Consider the following 17,498-nt stretch of genomic DNA (forward strand, 5'->3'; position numbering starts at 1 on the left):
CTCTTTGTTGTGGTAAACAAGAGTTTAAGGCGTTGCTTATTTTTTTCAACTATTCCCTAATTCTATACAGACCCTAACCTTTTTAATTGTTTGCCCCTTTAATAGTTCAATTTTCTTTATTGTGTTTATTTATAGAGAATGATCATGAGTGATTTTCAAGACCCTAATGCTGAGCAAGACCTTAATGCCAAGCAAGAGCCCCATTCTGATAAGTCTAAACTGATACCTGAGTCTGAGTTGCCGCCCTATCGCCAGTCTGACGCACTGACTAATCGGCCTGCAACCAAACTACCTGTATGGCTATTGCCAGTATTGGTAGCGGTATTGATTATCGGGGTATTGTTAGGTCGATATTGGGGCGATGATGAGGTTGTATCTGAGGAGCAGGCGGTGGTCTCAGGAACTCAAACGGCATCACCGGCAACTGATGATAATAGCGGCAATATTGCTGAACAGGCAGTGTTAGCGGTCGAAACCATCCTGCCAAGCCAAGACAGTATCGGTAATACTTTAACCGCTGACGGTACTATTAATGCCAAAGATATTGCGAATGTCAGTGCCAAGGTCAATGGGGTGGCTATTGAGCGCATATTGGTCGAGGAAGGCGAGCGGGTCAAAATTGGTCAAGTATTGGCGATATTCGATACCGATGCGATGCAGCAGCAAGTATTACAAGCGCAAGCGGATGTGGCTGAAGCGGAGGCCACTCTTGCCAATGCTAAAGCAGATGCGGCACGGGTGCTACCGTTGATCGATATTGACGCAATTAGTAAGCAAGAAGCCGACCGCTATCGTACCTCTGAATTACGTGCTGAGGCTACTTTACAGTCATCAAGAGCACGCCTGAGTACTCAACGCTTGAGCGTTGATAATGCCAAAGTAATTGCGCCAGTTAGCGGGGTAATCAGTGAAAAGTTGGTTGAAGTCGGTATGGTTGCTGGCGGTGAGCCGTTATTTACCATTATTAAAGATGGTATCTTAGAGTGGCAAGCCGATATTGATCCTAAGCTTATCGGCGAGGTTCAAGTGGGTACTCCTGTTAAGGTCAGCCTACCCAGAGATCAGTTTGTTATGGGGCAAGTACGCCGAATCGCGCCAACAGCAGATGATAATCGCCAAATTACTATTTATGCCAGCTTAGATAACAATACTACTGCGCGTGCTGGCATGTATCAAACTGGCGAATTTCTATTAGGTAGTGAAAGTATGCAAACACTGCCGAATAGTGCGATTGTCAGTAATGATGGTTATGATTATGTGATGCTGGTGACTGATATTAAGACTCAAGATGATAAAAAATTGGGCCGTATTCAGCGTCAGCGCGTCACGCTTGGTGAACGTTCTGGTGGTAACGTTGCCGTTGCCGAGCCTTTGCCTGCAGATAGTAGATTGGTCAAGCAAGGGGGCAGCTTTTTAAATGATGGCGATTTAGTGCGTATCGTTGAGACTGCAAATAAAAATAGTTCTAATAGACAATCAGCAGCGGCTACTGCCTCGAAGGCGCGCTCATGAATTTAAATGTATCTGCCTATTCTATTAAAAACCCATTAGTAGCGATTTTATTATTTGTACTGCTAACGATGGGTGGACTGTTTGGCTTTCAGCAAATGAAAGTCCAGCAGTTCCCTGATATCGACTTGCCGGCCGTGGTAGTAACGGTAACGTTACCGGGTGCGGCGCCTTCGCAGTTAGAGAATGATATCGCCAAAAAGATTGAAAATAGACTAACCAGTATCACCGGTATCAAGCATATTCGCACCACGCTACAGACTGGTGCTGCTACGATTGTCACTGAGTTTGTATTAGATAAAGACATTCAAGAAGCAGTTGACGATGTGCGCTCGGCGGTTGGTGAGGTGCGTGGTGATTTACCTGCTGCGGCCAACGATCCTATTATTACTAAGGTCTCAACCTCAGGGTTTCCGGTCGTTACTTATTCGGTATCTGCGGACAATATGAGTATTGAGGATTTATCTTGGTTCGTTGATGACACTATCACTAAACGCTTATCAGATATTCAGGGCGTGGGCGCTATTAGCCGGGTTGGCGGACTTGAGCGTGAGATTACGGTGGCGGCAGATCCGATTGCGCTGAGTGGTTTACAGTTTTCTATCGTACAATTATCACAGCAGATTGCGGGTATTCAGCAAGACAGCTCTGGCGGTGAGGCTGAAGTTGGTAAAACGACCCAAACCATTCGCGTATTGGGAGCGGTCGAGCGTGCTCGTGAGCTTAATGAGTTACAGATAGCGGTTCCGACGGGCGGCACCCAAGCGCTTGGTCGCATGGCGCAAGTGACTGATGGACCTGCGGATCCTAACTCTATGGCCAAGCTTGATGAGCAAACGGTTGTAGCCTTTAATATAACGCGCTCGCGTGGCGCTAGTGAAGTTGAGGTGGCTGAGCGCGTTGATATTGCCCTTGCTCAGCTAAGTGCTGATATGAGTAATATAACCGTCGAAAAAGTCTATGACCGCGCAACCCCAGTTGCCGAAGATTATCAAGCGTCACTACGCATGTTGATTGAAGGTGGACTGTTAGCCGTGGTAGTGGTGTTTTTATTTTTACGCAATATTCGTGCGACCATCGTCACCGCTGTGGCCTTACCATTATCGATTATCCCAACCTTTTTAGGGATGTATCTATTTAATTTTAGTCTTAATATTATCTCGTTATTGGCATTGTCATTGGTCATTGGAGTCTTGGTTGATGATGCGATTGTCGAAGTCGAAAACATCATGCGACACCTGCGCATGGGCAAAACGCCCTACCAAGCAGCGATGGAAGCAGCTGATGAGATTGGGCTTGCCGTTGTTGCGACTACTTTTACCTTAATTGCAGTATTTTTACCGACTGCCTTTATGGGCGGTATCGTTGGGCAGTTTTTTCGACAATTTGGTTGGACAGCAGCGCTAGCAATCTTTGCCTCGTTAATGGTGGCGCGACTTATCACGCCTATGATGGCCGCTTATATTTTACGACCTGAAAAGCAACATGTTGAAAAGCAAAGTGCGCTGATGACAGGGTATCTTAAAATAGTCTCGTGGACGCTACATCATCGCTGGCTGACTATGGGCGCCACTTTGGTGCTGTTTGTGGCTTCACTGGGACTGGTTAAACTATTACCGACCGCCTTTATTCCCGATAATGATATTGACCAAACGCGAGTAGAAATTGAGCTGACGCCTGATGTGGAATTGGAAGATACAGAACGCATAGCAGCGTTAGCAAGCGCACGTATTTCGGCCTTGCCTGAAGTGACGCATATCTTTACCGCCGTGGGAGAAGCCCAAGCAACTATGGGTTCTGGTGGTGGTCAGGCAAAAAATATTGCAAGCTTAGATATAGTGCTGACACCACGAGCAGATCGCGGCTCTAAGCAAGCGATAGAACGCCAAATCAGCGCAATATTAGCAGGTGTACCGAGTGCGCGCTTTACTGTTGGGCTATCGAGTGGCGGGGAGACCGGATATAACTTCTCCTTGACCAGTACCAGTCCAGAAGTTCTTGAGCAGACCGTTCAACAGATTATGGCCGATATCCGCGCGTTACCCATTGCCGGCGACGTCGTCAGCGACCGCAGTTTGCCGCGCCCAGAATTGACCGTCATCCCTGATAGATTAGCGATGGCAGATAAAGAGGTTACCACGCAAGATATCGCCAGTACGCTACGAATCGCAACCGTTGGTGATTATGAGCAGCGCTTATCTAAGCTCAATCTTGATACTCGGCAGATACCGATTGTCGTACGGCTGCCTGATGTGGCCAAACAAAGCGTCAATCAGTTAGAGGGCTTATATGTCCCAAGCGCACGTCCAGCAGGCCAAGGCGTGCGGGTAGGCGATGTGGCTGATTTGGACTTTGGAACCGGTCCTGCGCAAATCAGCCGTTTAGATCGTGAGCGGGCGATTAGTATTACCGTGCAACCGGCGAATGGCGAGCTTGGAGAATTGGTACAAGCGGTCAAAAACACACCGACTATGCAGAATCTGCCCGCATCGATTACGGTGATTGAACAAGGCCAAGCCGAAAATATGGCGGAGCTATTTAGTAGCTTCATCATCGCCATGTCAGTGGGTGTTGTCTGTATTTTAGGCGTTCTTATTTTATTGTTTGGGCGATTGTTGCAGCCATTTACCATTCTAATGGCCTTACCATTATCGATAGGCGGCGCATTTGTGGGTTTGGTCATTACTAATAGCAGCTTATCAATGCCCTCGATGATCGGCTTTATTATGCTGATGGGTATTGCTACTAAGAACTCTATCTTGCTGGTAGATTATGCCCTAATCGCTCAACGTCGCGGACTGGCACGTTTTGACGCTATTATTGATTCATGCCGCAAGCGCGCGCGACCTATCATTATGACCACCATTGCAATGGGTGCTGGCATGTTACCGCTAGTGTTCGGTTGGGGTGAAGCGGACCCTACTTTCCGCCGGCCAATGGCAGCAGCGGTATTGGGCGGTTTGGTAACCTCTACCTTACTAAGTTTGGTAGTTATTCCAGTGGTCTATACTTTAATGGATGATGTCTCTAACTGGTTTTCTAAATGGCTGATTCCGCATGGTAAAAAGGAATCAGCTACTGATAAGTCTTAAGGTATTTTAAGATAGACTCGACTCTAGATAAGGCAATGACAAAAGCATTTGACGTAATGCTCACTGGGCCTGATTTTTTTGATGTTTAATAGATTCCGCTGGTGATTTTACTACCACGATTGGCCGGACAAAGTGATATATGAGTAAATATACGTTATTAGGGATAACTGAAAAAACTACTCTAAACATTCAAATTGAAGCGGCTAAACAGTAGGTATTGCTCGCTAACAAGTCGTTATTAATATAGTAAAAAAGGCCGAGACTTATTATAAGTCTCGGCCTTTTTTACTATATTAATAACAAGGATTAATAAATAAATTATTCAACCGTCACTGATTTTGCCAAGTTACGTGGCTGATCGACATCGGTACCGCGCATAACGGCGACATGGTACGACAACAGCTGTACTGGCACACTATAAACAATCGGCGCTAAGGCCTCGCAGACATCAGGGACATAGACCACATGCAAGCGATCTTCTGCGATCATTTGGCTGGATTTACTGGCGAATACAAACAGCTCACCGTGGCGCGCATGTACTTCCTGTATATTGGCTTTAAGCTTATCAAACATACTGTCTTTAGGTGCAAGAACGACAATCGGCATGTCTTTATCAACTAGAGCCAACGGGCCATGTTTCAGCTCACCTGCTGCATAACCTTCCGCATGGATATAAGAGATTTCTTTAAGCTTAAGCGCGCCTTCGAGGGCGATCGGAAATTGCAAACCACGCCCTAGGAACAAGCAGCTTTTTTTATCCTCAAAGCTCTCACTCATGGTCTTGATAGGTGCATCTAGTTTTAAGCTGGCAAATAGCTGACCGGGGAGCTTATGTAGAGCGTCTAGTAGAGTCGTTAAACGTTCGTTATCAATACGTGATTGGATAACACCAACCTTGAGTATTAATAGCATCAAGGCAGCAAGCTGAGTGGTAAAGGCTTTGGTTGAGGCTACACCAATCTCAGGACCGGCAAGTGTTGGTAAGAAGATATCGGTCTCGCGTACTAATGATGAGGTCGCCACGTTACATAAAGCTAAGCTGACCAGTCCTGCTGGATTTTGCTTTTGGGTATCACGTAACGCTGATAAGGTATCGGCTGTTTCACCTGACTGAGAGATACAGATCACTAGCGAGTTATCGACCACGACTGGATTGCGATAGCGGAACTCACTGGCTACTTCAACAGAACATGGCAAACGAGTAAGATTCTCAAACCAATATTTAGCGACCATACCCGCGTGATAGCTGGTACCACAAGCAAGTATTTGTATGTGGCGAATACCAGCCAGCTGGCTTTCATGACGTTGCAGAAAGTCATCGCGTAATTTAGACGTTTCACCACTATCGATTGCCATCCCAACGGTACGAGCGACTGCATCCGGCTGCTCATAGATTTCTTTGAGCATATAATGTTTAAATTCGCCTTTGTCAGCGTTATGCTGCTTGGCATCTATCTCATGAATCTTGCGGCTAACTTCAACCCCGTCAGCATAGACCGTAATGCTGTCACGAGTCAGTTTTGCAATATCACCTTCTTCTAGATACATAAAGCGATTGGTTACCGGTAGCAGCGCCAACTGATCTGAGGCAATAAAGTTTTCCCCAATACCTACGCCAATAACCAACGGTGAGCCAAGACGGACAGTGATGAGCTCTTCTGGGCTATCAACATGGACAATACCTAAAGCAAAAGCACCATGAAGTAGCGGAATAACCGCACGAACGGCTTCTAGTAAATTAGGGGTGTCTTTATAAAGATCATTAATTAGATGCGCGACTACTTCGGTATCGGTCTGCGAGGTAAATTCATAACCTTTGGCAATTAGATCTTCTTTAAGCTCGGCATAGTTTTCGACAATACCATTATGTACCACGGCAATCTTGCCTGAAACATGCGGGTGAGCATTGCGCTGTGCAGGCTCGCCATGAGTAGCCCAGCGAGTATGAGCAATACCAATATGACCATCAAAAAACTCTGGGTTTACGGCTACAGCATCAACCAACGCTTTTACTTTACCTACTTGACGCTCACGATGTAGCTCGCCATCACGAATCACCGTCAGACCTGCAGAGTCATAACCTCGGTATTCAAGGCGTTTTAGACCCTCAAGTAAGATACTGGCAATATTACGTTCAGCAACTGCGCCTACGATTCCGCACATAGCTATTCCTTAAATTAAAGTGTTTCTGTTGTGAAATGGATAAGTAAATTAATATTTATCTATCGAATAAATATTGAGAGAGTGAGTATGAACACCCTATTAATAATATTAAACAGCGCGACAATGATCTATTGCCGCGCTGCTTGATGTCGCTTAGATTTTATTAACAAGCTATTTTTTTGTTGTTGCGCGTATATAGCCAGACTTTTGTACTTGCCGCGCCCGACCTAGTGCTAAGGAACCAGCGTCGACATCATCGGTAATCACAGAACCAGCGCCAATAATAGCGCTTTCATTAATGGTTACTGGTGCCACTAAGCTCGAATTGGATCCCACAAAAACATTGTCTTCAATGACAGTTTGCGATTTATTAATGCCATCGTAATTACAAGTAATCGTCCCAGCCCCCACATTGACGCCGGCGCCGATGGTTGCATCACCAATATAGCTTAGATGATTGATCTTGCTGCCGTTACCGATCGATGATTTTTTAATTTCTACAAAGTTACCAACGCGGCTATTATCAGCGAGTACCGTGTCAGGGCGCAAATGCGCAAAAGGACCGATATCAACACCCGCACCGATGTTGGCATGATCGACCACGCAATAAGGTTTCAGATGACAAGCATTGCCGATTTGAGCATTTTTAATAATACAACCGGCCTCGATATAAACGTTATCACCTAAGGTGCAGTCGCCTTCAAACACCACACCGACATCAACAAACACATCTTGGCCAGCAGTTAACGTACCGCGAATATCAACGCGTGCAGGATCAGCAAACTGTACACCGGCTACTTGTAAATCGTGCACCAACTTACCTTGCCAAGAGCGTTCTAGACTAGCAAGTTGTTGGCGGTTATTGACGCCTTCAATCTCAAACGCATGTTCCGGCTCGATAGCGGTAATAGTAATGCCATCAGCAACCGCCATTTTGACAATGTCGGTCAGATAGTATTCTTGCTGAGCATTGTCATTTGACAGTTTTGGCAAGTATTTGTGTAATAGGGCATTGTCGACACAGTAAATTCCACTATTAATTTCTTGAATTTGTTGCTCGTCATCACTAGCGTCTTTTTGCTCGATGATAGCTTTAATCTTTCCGTCCTGATCACGTTTAATACGGCCTAGGCCAAATGGATTGGCTACTGTCAAGGTCAGCATCGACATGCCATCATTATTTGCAGTTTGTAAATTTGTTAAGGTATGAGCGCTAACGAGTGGTACATCACCGTACAGAATTAAACTTTGGCCGTCTTTTGGCAATTGGTCAAGCGCAACTTTTACCGCATGACCGGTACCTAATTGTTCCGTCTGTGCGACCCAAGTAATCGGTAGATGAGCATATTGACTATCAATCGCCGTCTGTACTTGCTCGCCACCAAATCCGTATACCACAATAGTTTCATCTACGGTAAGGTGATGGCAGGTGTCTAATACGTGACCCAGTAAAGATTTACCCGCAAGCGTCTGGAGCACTTTTGGCTTAGCCGATTGCATTCGCGTGCCTTTACCAGCTGCAAGAATAATTACAGAAAGAGAAGATGTCATAGGAATCCTAAAAAATAATGCTATAAGTGTAACAAGATATAATACAAAATTATAACGCAAATGTTCGTTAAATAGAAATATTAAGTCGTGCAGCCTTTGTAATCTATTTATAAGTCCTAAAAATAGAGATGACTCGTCTTAAAAAAAGAAGAGGAAATTCGCTTTTAATTCGACGTTAAATAATTAATAAGAATAAACATTATAAATATCCAGACGGCAGCAGCCATAATAGCTGCGATGATATCATCAAGCATAACCCCTAAACCGCCGGCGACTTTTTTGTCTGCCCAACTAATTGGTGGCGGCTTAAGAATATCAAAAAAGCGAAACAGTATAAAAGCAAGAACCAGCGCAAAAATAGAAAATGGTTGGGTGATATTTTGCCAAAAGTGAGCTGGTGCCACGCCCATATAAGAAAAAGGTAGGAGGGTAATCCAGATGCCTGCCCACTCATCCCAAACAATATGCGGATCATCATGGACTTGCATCATCTCAGAGGTACGACCACATATCCAAACCCCAATGACACAGGATAGAAGGGTAATAACCAAAAACGGCACAAAGCCTAAGCTCATCAAAGGGATGGCGATGATTAGTCCACCAACAGTGCCCCATGTACCTGGCGCTCTTCGTGGCAGTCCACTACCCAAACCAATACCTAACCAATAGACAATACGATCAAGCGCACTGGCATTTGCTGGTAGCGGTGGACAGACATTGGCTTTGCTAATATCGGGCTTAGGTGAATTATCAGTCATGGGCTAACCTGTAAAATGTTGGTAACCAGTCAGAATCGGCCACGTAGTGAAAGGCGAGGGTTGGCTTGGAGTCACTGCTTGCCCTCGATAAAACATGAACGGATGCTGCGATACTACAGTATTTATAGAAGTGGTATTTGGAGAGCCAGTATCGTTAGAATCAACCTCACCTGCTGCAATAACCTCACCGATACAACTAACCGATGTATTGCCGATAGGCGGTTCGACACCAGCCGGCAACGTAAATGCCAACTCATAATCATCGCCGCCGGTCAGTTGGCATAATAACCGTTCAGGCAAATCTACCGCTAATAATGGACTGCTAGTAGGCAGCTGCTCAAGATTAAGACGCATACTGACGTTACTTTGCTGACAGATATGTCCTAAATCTTGATAAAGGCCGTCAGAGATATCTATCATCGCCGTCGAGCCAATCTTCGCTAATGCTATGCCTAAGCTAACACGTGGTGTCGGCATATGCAGACGATGCGCAAGCTCAATACCTTGAGCATTATCTGGACGTCGCAGTGCATAACCGGCATCACCAAGTGTGCCTGAAACATAAACTTTATCACCGACTTGTGCCCCCGAGCGGTACACGGCTGGCGTGCCAGCAGCTAGCAACCCTTGAGCACTGATGCTGAGCACTAAAGTATCATTGCGAGTGGTATCACCACCAATCAAGGTCACCCCAAATAATTGGCAGGCGTGAAATAAGCCTTTAGCAAATTCGGTCAGCCATTCTTTATTAGCGAGGCGTTCAGGTAGCGCTACCGCCAGCAAAATACTGTGCGGCGTTGCGCCCATTGCAGCTAGGTCTGAGACATTAACTGCCACGGCCTTGTAACCAATCGCAAATGCTAGCTTCTGAACTTGCGCCCAATCAGCACTAAAGTGTCGACCTTGAACCAAGGTGTCTATGCAACTGACCAAACGTGATCCGGCTGGTAGAGCAGTCACTGCCGCATCGTCACCGATACCTTTTTCAATACCTTTCTTGCTGCAAGCGGCTAATGTGTTATCCGCTTGCAGTTGGAAAAATATTTGCTCAATTAGCTCAAACTCGTTCATGGCTAGTCTTTACTTTTTGCATCAGAGTTGTTTATCTCAGGGCTACTTAATTCAGAGCGATCAGTTTTAGTATCGGCTACTTCAATTTCATTTGTTTCATCAGCGATTGAATCTGAATCAGGTGTACTTGATCCTACACTCTTTGCCGAACTATCATCGGTTAGCTTACCTTCTATCACTGTGCTGTCTGAAACATCACTTTCTAAAACTTCGTTTTCTAAGTCTGTTAACGTTTTATCAGTATCAGTATCAGTATCAGTATCAGTATCAGTCACATTGTCGTCGACAACGCTATCGGTAGTTTGGTTAGTAACAGTTTCGTTAACAACAGTTTCATTGTTAACAGCAACAACATCAGTATTTATAGCGGCAACAGAAGCATTAATAACGTCGTCTGCTTTATCAGTAGCTACGGGTTTAGCGCTTTCTTCTTGAGCCTTAACATTCTTTTCGGCTGCAGCTTTAGCAGTACTGGTTCCAGCATTTACTTTGTTAGGACGATTACGTTTGACACTGGTATTATTAGCGCTAATACGCGGTTTTGCAGTGGTTGCCGGTTTATCATCAGTTGCATCTGCACTTTCAGTAGTAACCGTCGTTTTAGGCGCAGTAGTTGTTTGTTTATTAGCTGTTTTTTGTGAGGTGCGTAGATTGGCTTTAGTATCTGCTTGCACTTCGACTTCACGTAGCTCAACGGCCATTTTATCTAGTACCGCATTGATCAATTTATGAGCATCAGTCGCCCCAAAGTGATTATTGAGCTTCATGGCTTCATCGAGCACCACTTTATAAGGAATCTCTAACCGGTTTTGTAGCTCATAGGCACCAATAAGTAAAATGGCGTGCTCAACGGTATCTAACTTATCGATTCCGCGATCTAAATGCTGACTGATAAGCGCATCCAGCGCCTCAATCTGCTCTGGAATATCACGCATCATTTCATGATAATAGCCAATATGCACAGTATGCATGGCGTTGGTAGCGCGCGTACGTGCAGCAATATCATGGGGCGCATTGGCTTTCCAGCCAAGCTTGCCGTTAGTATCAAAGCGGTGGTCAGTGACCAGCCATTCATACAGGCCTTGCATGGCAAAACGTCGAGCTTTACGCACAGCGGTGTGGCTGGTCTTATAAGAAGACTCACTCATATCGAAGTTTTGTTCACCTGCACTGCTGCTCGCTGTACTGATAGCTTCAGCACGATCAGAATTAGTTTGTGCTGTTTTCGCAGCGCTAATGGCGCGCTTGAGTTGGTCAGTCATAGGGGGTCAATACCTAAGTTTTGAAATAAAAAGTTTTAAAATAAAAATGCGACGAAAAATCTGATGTTAGAAGTTAAGAAGCTAATAAATACTAAATGAATATTAATAGCCTTTTAATAAATCCTAAGCGCTACAAGCAATAGTTGCAGCGCTCATTAAATCTGATTAAGGCAATACGCTTAGAAAGTAGTCAAAACTAATGTTAGGCGTCATCACTGCTGTCATCGATATCTAATTGTGATAATACCGCAATCATCTCAAGGACGACCATCGCCGCTTCTGAGCCTTTATTACCGGCTTTAGTGCCTGCGCGTTCAATCGCTTGCTCAATGCTATCGGTAGTCAATACACCATTACTAACTGGAATGTTATAATCAGTGGCAACGCTACTTAAGCCTTTCGCTGATTCGCTCGCAACAAAGTCAAAATGCGGGGTGCTGCCACGAATAATGGCACCTAGCGCAATGATAGCATCAAAACGATCCGATTCAGCGGCACGCTGGGCTACCAATGGCAACTCAAAAGCACCAGGAACACGGATAACCGTAATGTTACTGCCCAAAACACCGTGACGAAGTAGCGCATCAATTGCGCCATCAACCAATGACTCTACAACAAAACCATTAAAACGGGCGACGACGATACCAATACGGGCGTCGGCATTTTGGTGTAAATTACCATCAATATGGGTGACGGCATTACGCTGTTGTTGTAGATTTGACATATATTTATCCTTGATTCTAAATGAGGGTTATCAATTGGGTTCAAACGTTTCTTATTCAGTTATTTGCTGTTTAAATAAGTAAAAACAACATGAAAATAGACAGTTAGCGCTATGATAACATTTTTTTACAGGCGCATCTGTATCCCTTGCGCTGCCATATACTGCTTGGCCTCAAGAATAGTATGCTCACCGAAGTGAAAAATACTGGCAGCAAGTACGGCATCTACGCCGCCCTTTAACACGCCATCGGCTAAATGTTGCAGATTGCCCACGCCACCTGAGGCAATCACGGGTATATTCACTTGGCCCGTAATTTGCTTCATCAGCTCTAAATCATAGCCTTTTTTAGTGCCATCGCCATCCATTGAGGTAACCAATAGCTCGCCAGCACCCAGCTCGGCCATTTTGATTGCCCAAGCGACCGCATCGATACCGGTTGGCTTACGTCCGCCATGAGTAAAAATCTCCCAACGCGGGATTATGATGCCGTCAACATTTAAATCAGCAACACGCTTCGCATCAATGGCAACCACAATACATTGGTTACCGAATTTTTGCGCCGCCTCACCAACAAACTCAGGGGTAAATACCGCTGCTGAATTAATCGCTACTTTATCCGCGCCCGCATTCAAAAGGTTACGGATATCTGTAATTTTACGCACGCCGCCGCCAACAGTTAAGGGTACAAATACCGTCTCCGCCATACGCTCGACAGTGTGATAAGTAGTATCGCGCTCATGATGAGTAGCGGTAATATCCAAAAAGGTAATCTCATCAGCGCCTTGTTCGTTGTAGCGTTTCGCTACTTCGACCGGATCGCCAGCATCTTTAATATCGACAAATTGCACGCCTTTCACCACGCGGCCATTATCGACATCCAAGCAAGGAATGATACGCTTTGCTAACATAGGGGTTTTAACCTTATAATCAATTCATCCGTAAGCGCTAGTCTAGCAAAATCACCGCCATATCAGGCATATTTTCGCAATATTAATGCGCTTTTATCTCAAGTACTACTATTCGCGCTGTGATTGTCGCTATTAGCGTCTCAATTTGTTCTTAGTACCGTTTAAACTCGTCCTTATTATTTAAATCTAACCTTCTTTTTAATTGTCATAAGTGAGATGTCATGTCTGTTTATACCCAGTTAACCGATGAACAATTTGCCGCATTTTGTCAGAGCTTTGGGGTGTCATTTGCTCGCGCCATTCCGATTACCCAAGGTATCAAAAACTCAAACTGGTTTATTCAGACGACTGATGATAGCGATGGTGATTACTCTTATGTGTTTACCTTATTTGAAGAGCGTCCACCAAGCGACATCGAAAAAATGGCCGTCATTTTAAATAAGCTAATTGGTAAATTACCGGTTGCTGCACCGTTGGCACTTATAGACTCAGGTAACGAATCGGGTGCTGATGTTAAAGATGATAAGCGCTACGTCATTCATTATGATAACAAAGCAATTACTGTAGTGCCGTGTCTGGCAGGGGCGCATCCTGAGCAAACCACCCAAGCGATGTGTCATAAGATGGGCGCGTCATTAGCCGTATTGCATGAAACACTACAAGAGCTGCAACCTGCTGAAAAATATGGTGTAGCGCTATATCCATGGGCAGAGGTTCGTGATCGTGAAATGCAATTTATGCCAAGTGATGAAGCCAAGCTGATGAGTGATATTTGGCAATCCTATAACGATCTACCGCTAACGACATTACCAAAAGGGCTATGTCATTTAGATATGTTCGCCGATAACACGCTGTGGAATCTGAAAAAGGATAATGAGCAACTCACAGGATTATTGGACTTTACCGAAGTCAGTGTTGATCATTATGTGATGGATATTGCTATTACTATTAATGACTTTTGTACCACGTGGGGCGATGCTGAACAAGGTGAATCGGTCAATTTTGACCGTCATAAAATGGCAGCCTTCCTACAAGGTTATGAATCAAAAAGAACGCTTAATGAAGATGAGAAGCGTGCCTTGCCAATAATGCTAGCGAAAGCGGCGGTGATATTTTGGCTACTGCGTCTAAACGTCATCCACTATAACCGTACTGAAGGGCGTACTGGCGATAATATCATGGTCAAAAACCCTGATCTTATGAAACGCCTTGCCGCTTATCATTGGACGAGTAGTAAAAAAGCATAGAATACGGACTTCATGCTACTTAATACTAAGCAACTTATAATCAGACAAAACATTATTCTTACATAGCTAAACTTACTTCTTATTCAGCAATTCTAAAGGCAAAACTATGACTGACCAAATCGATGACTGGCACAAACTGGCACGCTATGAAACCAATATTCAAGGAGAGCTACATGCCAACCTATTGCGAAATAATGATATCAAGGTGTCACTACAGGCTTTAAGTGGCCTGCCCGGTATGAATTCAGGGGCAGTGTTATGGGTACAAGATGCTGATTTGGCGCAAGCGAAGCGCATATTAGGCAATATTGAAACTGACAGCACGACCACCATGCTCGATGACCCAACAGACCACACAACGAACGACAATAACGGCGGTACTATTAATAAAGGTGGTAACGCGTAGATGTGTCAACTCTTAGGAATGAACTGTAATACCCCAACTGATATCGGTTTTAGCTTTGCAGGATTTCGTCGGCGCGGCGGTATGACCGATAGCCATGAAGATGGTTTTGGTATTGCGTTTTTTGAGCGCAGTGATTGTAATAGTAATAAGGGCGCGGACAATGCCGCAACCGGACTACGTCTGTTTCACGATAACCGTCCAAGCTATCAATCGCCCGTTGCCGATTTAGTTAATAACTATCCGATTAAAGCGATGAATGTTATCGCACACATTCGTAAAGCGACGCAAGGGCAGAACTGCTTGGCCAATACGCATCCTTTTGTACGAGAAGTGTGGGGTGAGCAATGGGTGTTTGCCCATAACGGCCAGATGAATAAAGAATTTATTAAACGCTGTCAGCGCTTGCAAGATAACGGTAACGCCAGCCACTGCCAACCAGTCGGCTCAACCGATTCTGAAATGGCATTTTGCTACCTGATTAATCGTCTCAAAAGCAGCTTTAAAACGCGTCCTGATGACCAAACGCTATTTAACTTTTTGACCACTCAATGTCGCTATTTATCAGCCAATGGCTTATTTAATTGCTTGATATCGAATGGTAATTGGCAATTGGCTTATGCGGGCAGTTTATTGTTTTATCTTACGCGCCAAGCACCATTTGGTGAGGCAAAATTGGCTGATGATGACTTGGCCATTAACTTTGGTGATGTGACTACTGACAAAGATAAAGTGACAGTAATAGTTACCGTACCGCTGACTGAAAATGAAAAATGGCAGCAATTGGCCGTTAATGAATGTCTGATATTCCAAGATGGCGAAATTTTATATCAAGATAGCCCAAGCCAGCGTCAGTTTTTGACTGTTGATGAAGGGATTGCGATTGCAAGAGCAGTTGGGGCGAGTGTTTAGGGGTTTAAATTCTAAGATCTTGCTCAATTATAATTATATAAACAGGGATAACCTATGCCATATAAAGTATTTTTTAATGAGCTTAAAAAAATTGAGCAAGCATCCATAGAACAAGAATCAAGTACGAAACATGCCTTTAATATATTTACTATTCTAAGGAAGTATGATGAAGAGGTAGGGTTGCACTCTAAGTTTTTAGCAGAAATACTGAACCCTCAAGGCAGTCACGCTATGCCTGTTTTTCAACAAATTTTTATTGACGAAGTAATCAATCCTGCTATTGATGCACAAGAGTGGCAGCAGAAACCGCTTGACTCAAATGTTCTGTACGACTGTGAAACCGAGATACTTATTAGAGGTTTTGGAAGAGTTGATATTATTCTGAAGTCTTCTGACAATGTTATAGTTATCGAAAACAAAATCCACGCATCTGATCAAAAAAATCAACTCCAACGTTATTTTGAAGCTTGTAATAAACTTGGTTATTCTCCAAAAAACATTTACATCTTATATTTAAATAAAGATGGCGTACAAGTGACTGCTCATGGCAAAGGTAACTTGCGAGATGACCAATTTGGTCAAATTAATTATAAAGATGACATTAGTCACTGGTTAGACCTATGCATCAAGGAAGCAAAGAATTATCCACATATTGAACAAACCTTGAAGCAATATGGGCGTTTAATTGGCTCACTCACTGGAGATAATAGGTCAGCCAAAATGAAAAAATCCCATGTAGATTTCTTATATAAAGATAATAACTTTGAGTTAGCGTATGATTTAAGCCAATCACTTACTAGCTTTCAAGTTGATCTGCAAAATAAAATTTGGAAATTACTGTTAGTTGCTTTTCAAAAAAAAGGATATATTTTTAAGTTTTGTGATAAAGATCTGCAAAGCTGTGATGAAAACAGAAAAGTTAAGAACTATTACAAGAATGAATCGAGAAAAAATAGATTCTATGGCATACAGTGTGAAATCGGTACCTTAGATAACTATAAAGTTCATTGTTTTATTCAGTTAAATCATAATATCTACTACGGCGTGTCCATCTCTTTCGATGGAAAGCGAATTCAGTATCCAGATGAATCTATTTCTTTAAGTCAGCAAATCGCTATAACTTATCCTGATCTCATTGACAGCGGGAAAAAATGGTTTCTTGGTGGGCATATATTACCAAGTTCACCTTTAAACTTTAAAAAAGTTAATAGTATTTATAAGGTTACTGAAAAAAATGCTAGAGATAAGTGGGTAGATAATACAGTTAACGAAATTGTGTTTTTTATTGACAATGTTAAAGCATTAGAATTGATCAGCGACTAACGATCTTACAAGTAAACCCCACAACACCGTTTAAACCTCTCTCCAGACCCACAAATACACGGCTGTTTCTGACTTACTGGTATTGCTACGGTCGGGTCAAGGAAGTACCAGCGTTCACCTTTATCATCAGTAGTTTTATTTATCACTTTTACAAAGGTAGATAACTCATGGTGCGCCTGCGTGCCTTCTAGTGTCTGGTAATAAGCTTTAAATTCAACTTGCGCATGCCTTTTGCCTAACTTTGGCGTGTGTCTGACGATTTCCAACCCTGCCCAATCCGTCTCCTTTGCCCATGATTTAATATCATTGATATCAAGTAATGCTTGCTGTGCGAGCACGGTGGTCTTGACGATATAGTCAGCCTTGGCTAATACAAACGCACTATAGCGGGTGCGCATTAGTCGTTCCACACTTTCAGCTTTAACGCCACCATTTTTATCAGTACCGTCCTCATAAAGGTCATCATGATAAGGCTGACAGCAATTGCTATAAGCTACTGGGGTGCTTAAAAAAGCCAATGATGGCGAAACTTGGCAAGGGCATAGTTGCATAAATAGTGTGCTCTGATTATTTGT

General features: G+C 43.8%; 14 protein-coding genes. 6 read left to right on the plus strand and 8 right to left on the minus strand.

Features of this window, described 5'->3' with window-relative positions:
• Positions 1 to 144 precede the first annotated feature (144 nt).
• Both JMY06_RS07350 and JMY06_RS07355 read left to right on the plus strand, forming a co-directional pair.
• Positions 145 to 1,512: an efflux RND transporter periplasmic adaptor subunit gene (locus JMY06_RS07350; protein WP_201617721.1), complete on the plus strand. Its 1,368-nt coding sequence runs from the start codon at positions 145 to 147 to the stop codon at positions 1,510 to 1,512.
• On the plus strand, positions 1,509 to 4,601 hold the full coding sequence (locus JMY06_RS07355) for an efflux RND transporter permease subunit (protein WP_201617723.1): 3,093 nt from the start codon (positions 1,509 to 1,511) through the stop codon (positions 4,599 to 4,601). Before JMY06_RS07350 ends, JMY06_RS07355 begins: the two co-directional genes overlap by 4 nt.
• A 318-nt stretch (positions 4,602 to 4,919) precedes the next feature.
• Here JMY06_RS07355 and glmS read toward each other — a convergent pair whose 3' ends face one another.
• The 7 genes from glmS to hisF all read right to left on the minus strand — a co-directional run bounded on the left by glmS (position 4,920) and on the right by hisF (position 13,038).
• Positions 4,920 to 6,764: a glutamine--fructose-6-phosphate transaminase (isomerizing) gene (gene glmS, locus JMY06_RS07360; protein WP_201617725.1), complete on the minus strand. Its 1,845-nt coding sequence runs from the start codon at positions 6,762 to 6,764 to the stop codon at positions 4,920 to 4,922.
• A gap of 171 nt (positions 6,765 to 6,935) precedes the next feature.
• Positions 6,936 to 8,315 carry a bifunctional UDP-N-acetylglucosamine diphosphorylase/glucosamine-1-phosphate N-acetyltransferase GlmU gene (glmU, locus tag JMY06_RS07365; RefSeq protein ID WP_201617727.1) on the minus strand — a complete coding sequence of 460 codons (1,380 nt, stop codon included), beginning with the start codon at positions 8,313 to 8,315 and terminating at the stop codon, positions 6,936 to 6,938.
• A 164-nt stretch (positions 8,316 to 8,479) separates the two neighbouring features.
• A complete protein-coding gene (locus JMY06_RS07370) occupies positions 8,480 to 9,073 on the minus strand; it encodes a phosphatidylglycerophosphatase A (RefSeq protein WP_201617729.1) in 594 nt (197 codons plus the stop codon).
• A gap of 3 nt (positions 9,074 to 9,076) precedes the next feature.
• On the minus strand, positions 9,077 to 10,144 hold the full coding sequence (thiL, locus tag JMY06_RS07375) for a thiamine-phosphate kinase (protein ID WP_201617731.1): 1,068 nt from the start codon (positions 10,142 to 10,144) through the stop codon (positions 9,077 to 9,079).
• Positions 10,145 to 10,146: 2 nt separating this feature from the next.
• Entirely contained in the window at positions 10,147 to 11,406 is a 1,260-nt protein-coding gene (gene nusB, locus JMY06_RS07380) for a transcription antitermination factor NusB (RefSeq protein ID WP_201617733.1), read from the minus strand.
• A 202-nt stretch (positions 11,407 to 11,608) separates the two neighbouring features.
• Positions 11,609 to 12,130 (minus strand): 6,7-dimethyl-8-ribityllumazine synthase, encoded by a 522-nt coding sequence (ribE, locus tag JMY06_RS07385; protein ID WP_201617735.1) that lies wholly within the window; start codon positions 12,128 to 12,130, stop codon positions 11,609 to 11,611.
• Positions 12,131 to 12,255: 125 nt separating this feature from the next.
• A complete protein-coding gene (gene hisF, locus JMY06_RS07390) occupies positions 12,256 to 13,038 on the minus strand; it encodes an imidazole glycerol phosphate synthase subunit HisF (RefSeq protein ID WP_201617737.1) in 783 nt (260 codons plus the stop codon).
• Between the two features lie 221 nt (positions 13,039 to 13,259).
• Between hisF and JMY06_RS07395 the strand changes: the two genes are divergently transcribed.
• The 4 genes from JMY06_RS07395 to JMY06_RS07410 all read left to right on the plus strand — a co-directional run bounded on the left by JMY06_RS07395 (position 13,260) and on the right by JMY06_RS07410 (position 16,923).
• On the plus strand, positions 13,260 to 14,285 hold the full coding sequence (locus JMY06_RS07395; protein WP_201617739.1) for a homoserine kinase: 1,026 nt from the start codon (positions 13,260 to 13,262) through the stop codon (positions 14,283 to 14,285).
• 106 nt (positions 14,286 to 14,391) lie between these two features.
• Positions 14,392 to 14,691, plus strand: a complete 300-nt coding sequence (locus JMY06_RS07400; protein ID WP_227672235.1) for a DUF2007 domain-containing protein — start codon at positions 14,392 to 14,394, stop codon at positions 14,689 to 14,691.
• A complete protein-coding gene (locus JMY06_RS07405) occupies positions 14,692 to 15,600 on the plus strand; it encodes a class II glutamine amidotransferase (protein ID WP_201617741.1) in 909 nt (302 codons plus the stop codon).
• Between the two features lie 54 nt (positions 15,601 to 15,654).
• A complete protein-coding gene (locus JMY06_RS07410; protein WP_201617743.1) occupies positions 15,655 to 16,923 on the plus strand; it encodes a PD-(D/E)XK nuclease family protein in 1,269 nt (422 codons plus the stop codon).
• A gap of 5 nt (positions 16,924 to 16,928) precedes the next feature.
• Here JMY06_RS07410 and JMY06_RS07415 read toward each other — a convergent pair whose 3' ends face one another.
• On the minus strand, positions 16,929 to 17,474 hold the full coding sequence (locus JMY06_RS07415) for a YchJ family protein (protein ID WP_201617745.1): 546 nt from the start codon (positions 17,472 to 17,474) through the stop codon (positions 16,929 to 16,931).
• Between the last annotated feature and the right edge of the window lie 24 nt (positions 17,475 to 17,498).

The sequence above is a fragment of the Psychrobacter urativorans genome (assembly GCF_904846675.1).
Taxonomy (GTDB): domain Bacteria; phylum Pseudomonadota; class Gammaproteobacteria; order Pseudomonadales; family Moraxellaceae; genus Psychrobacter; species Psychrobacter urativorans_B.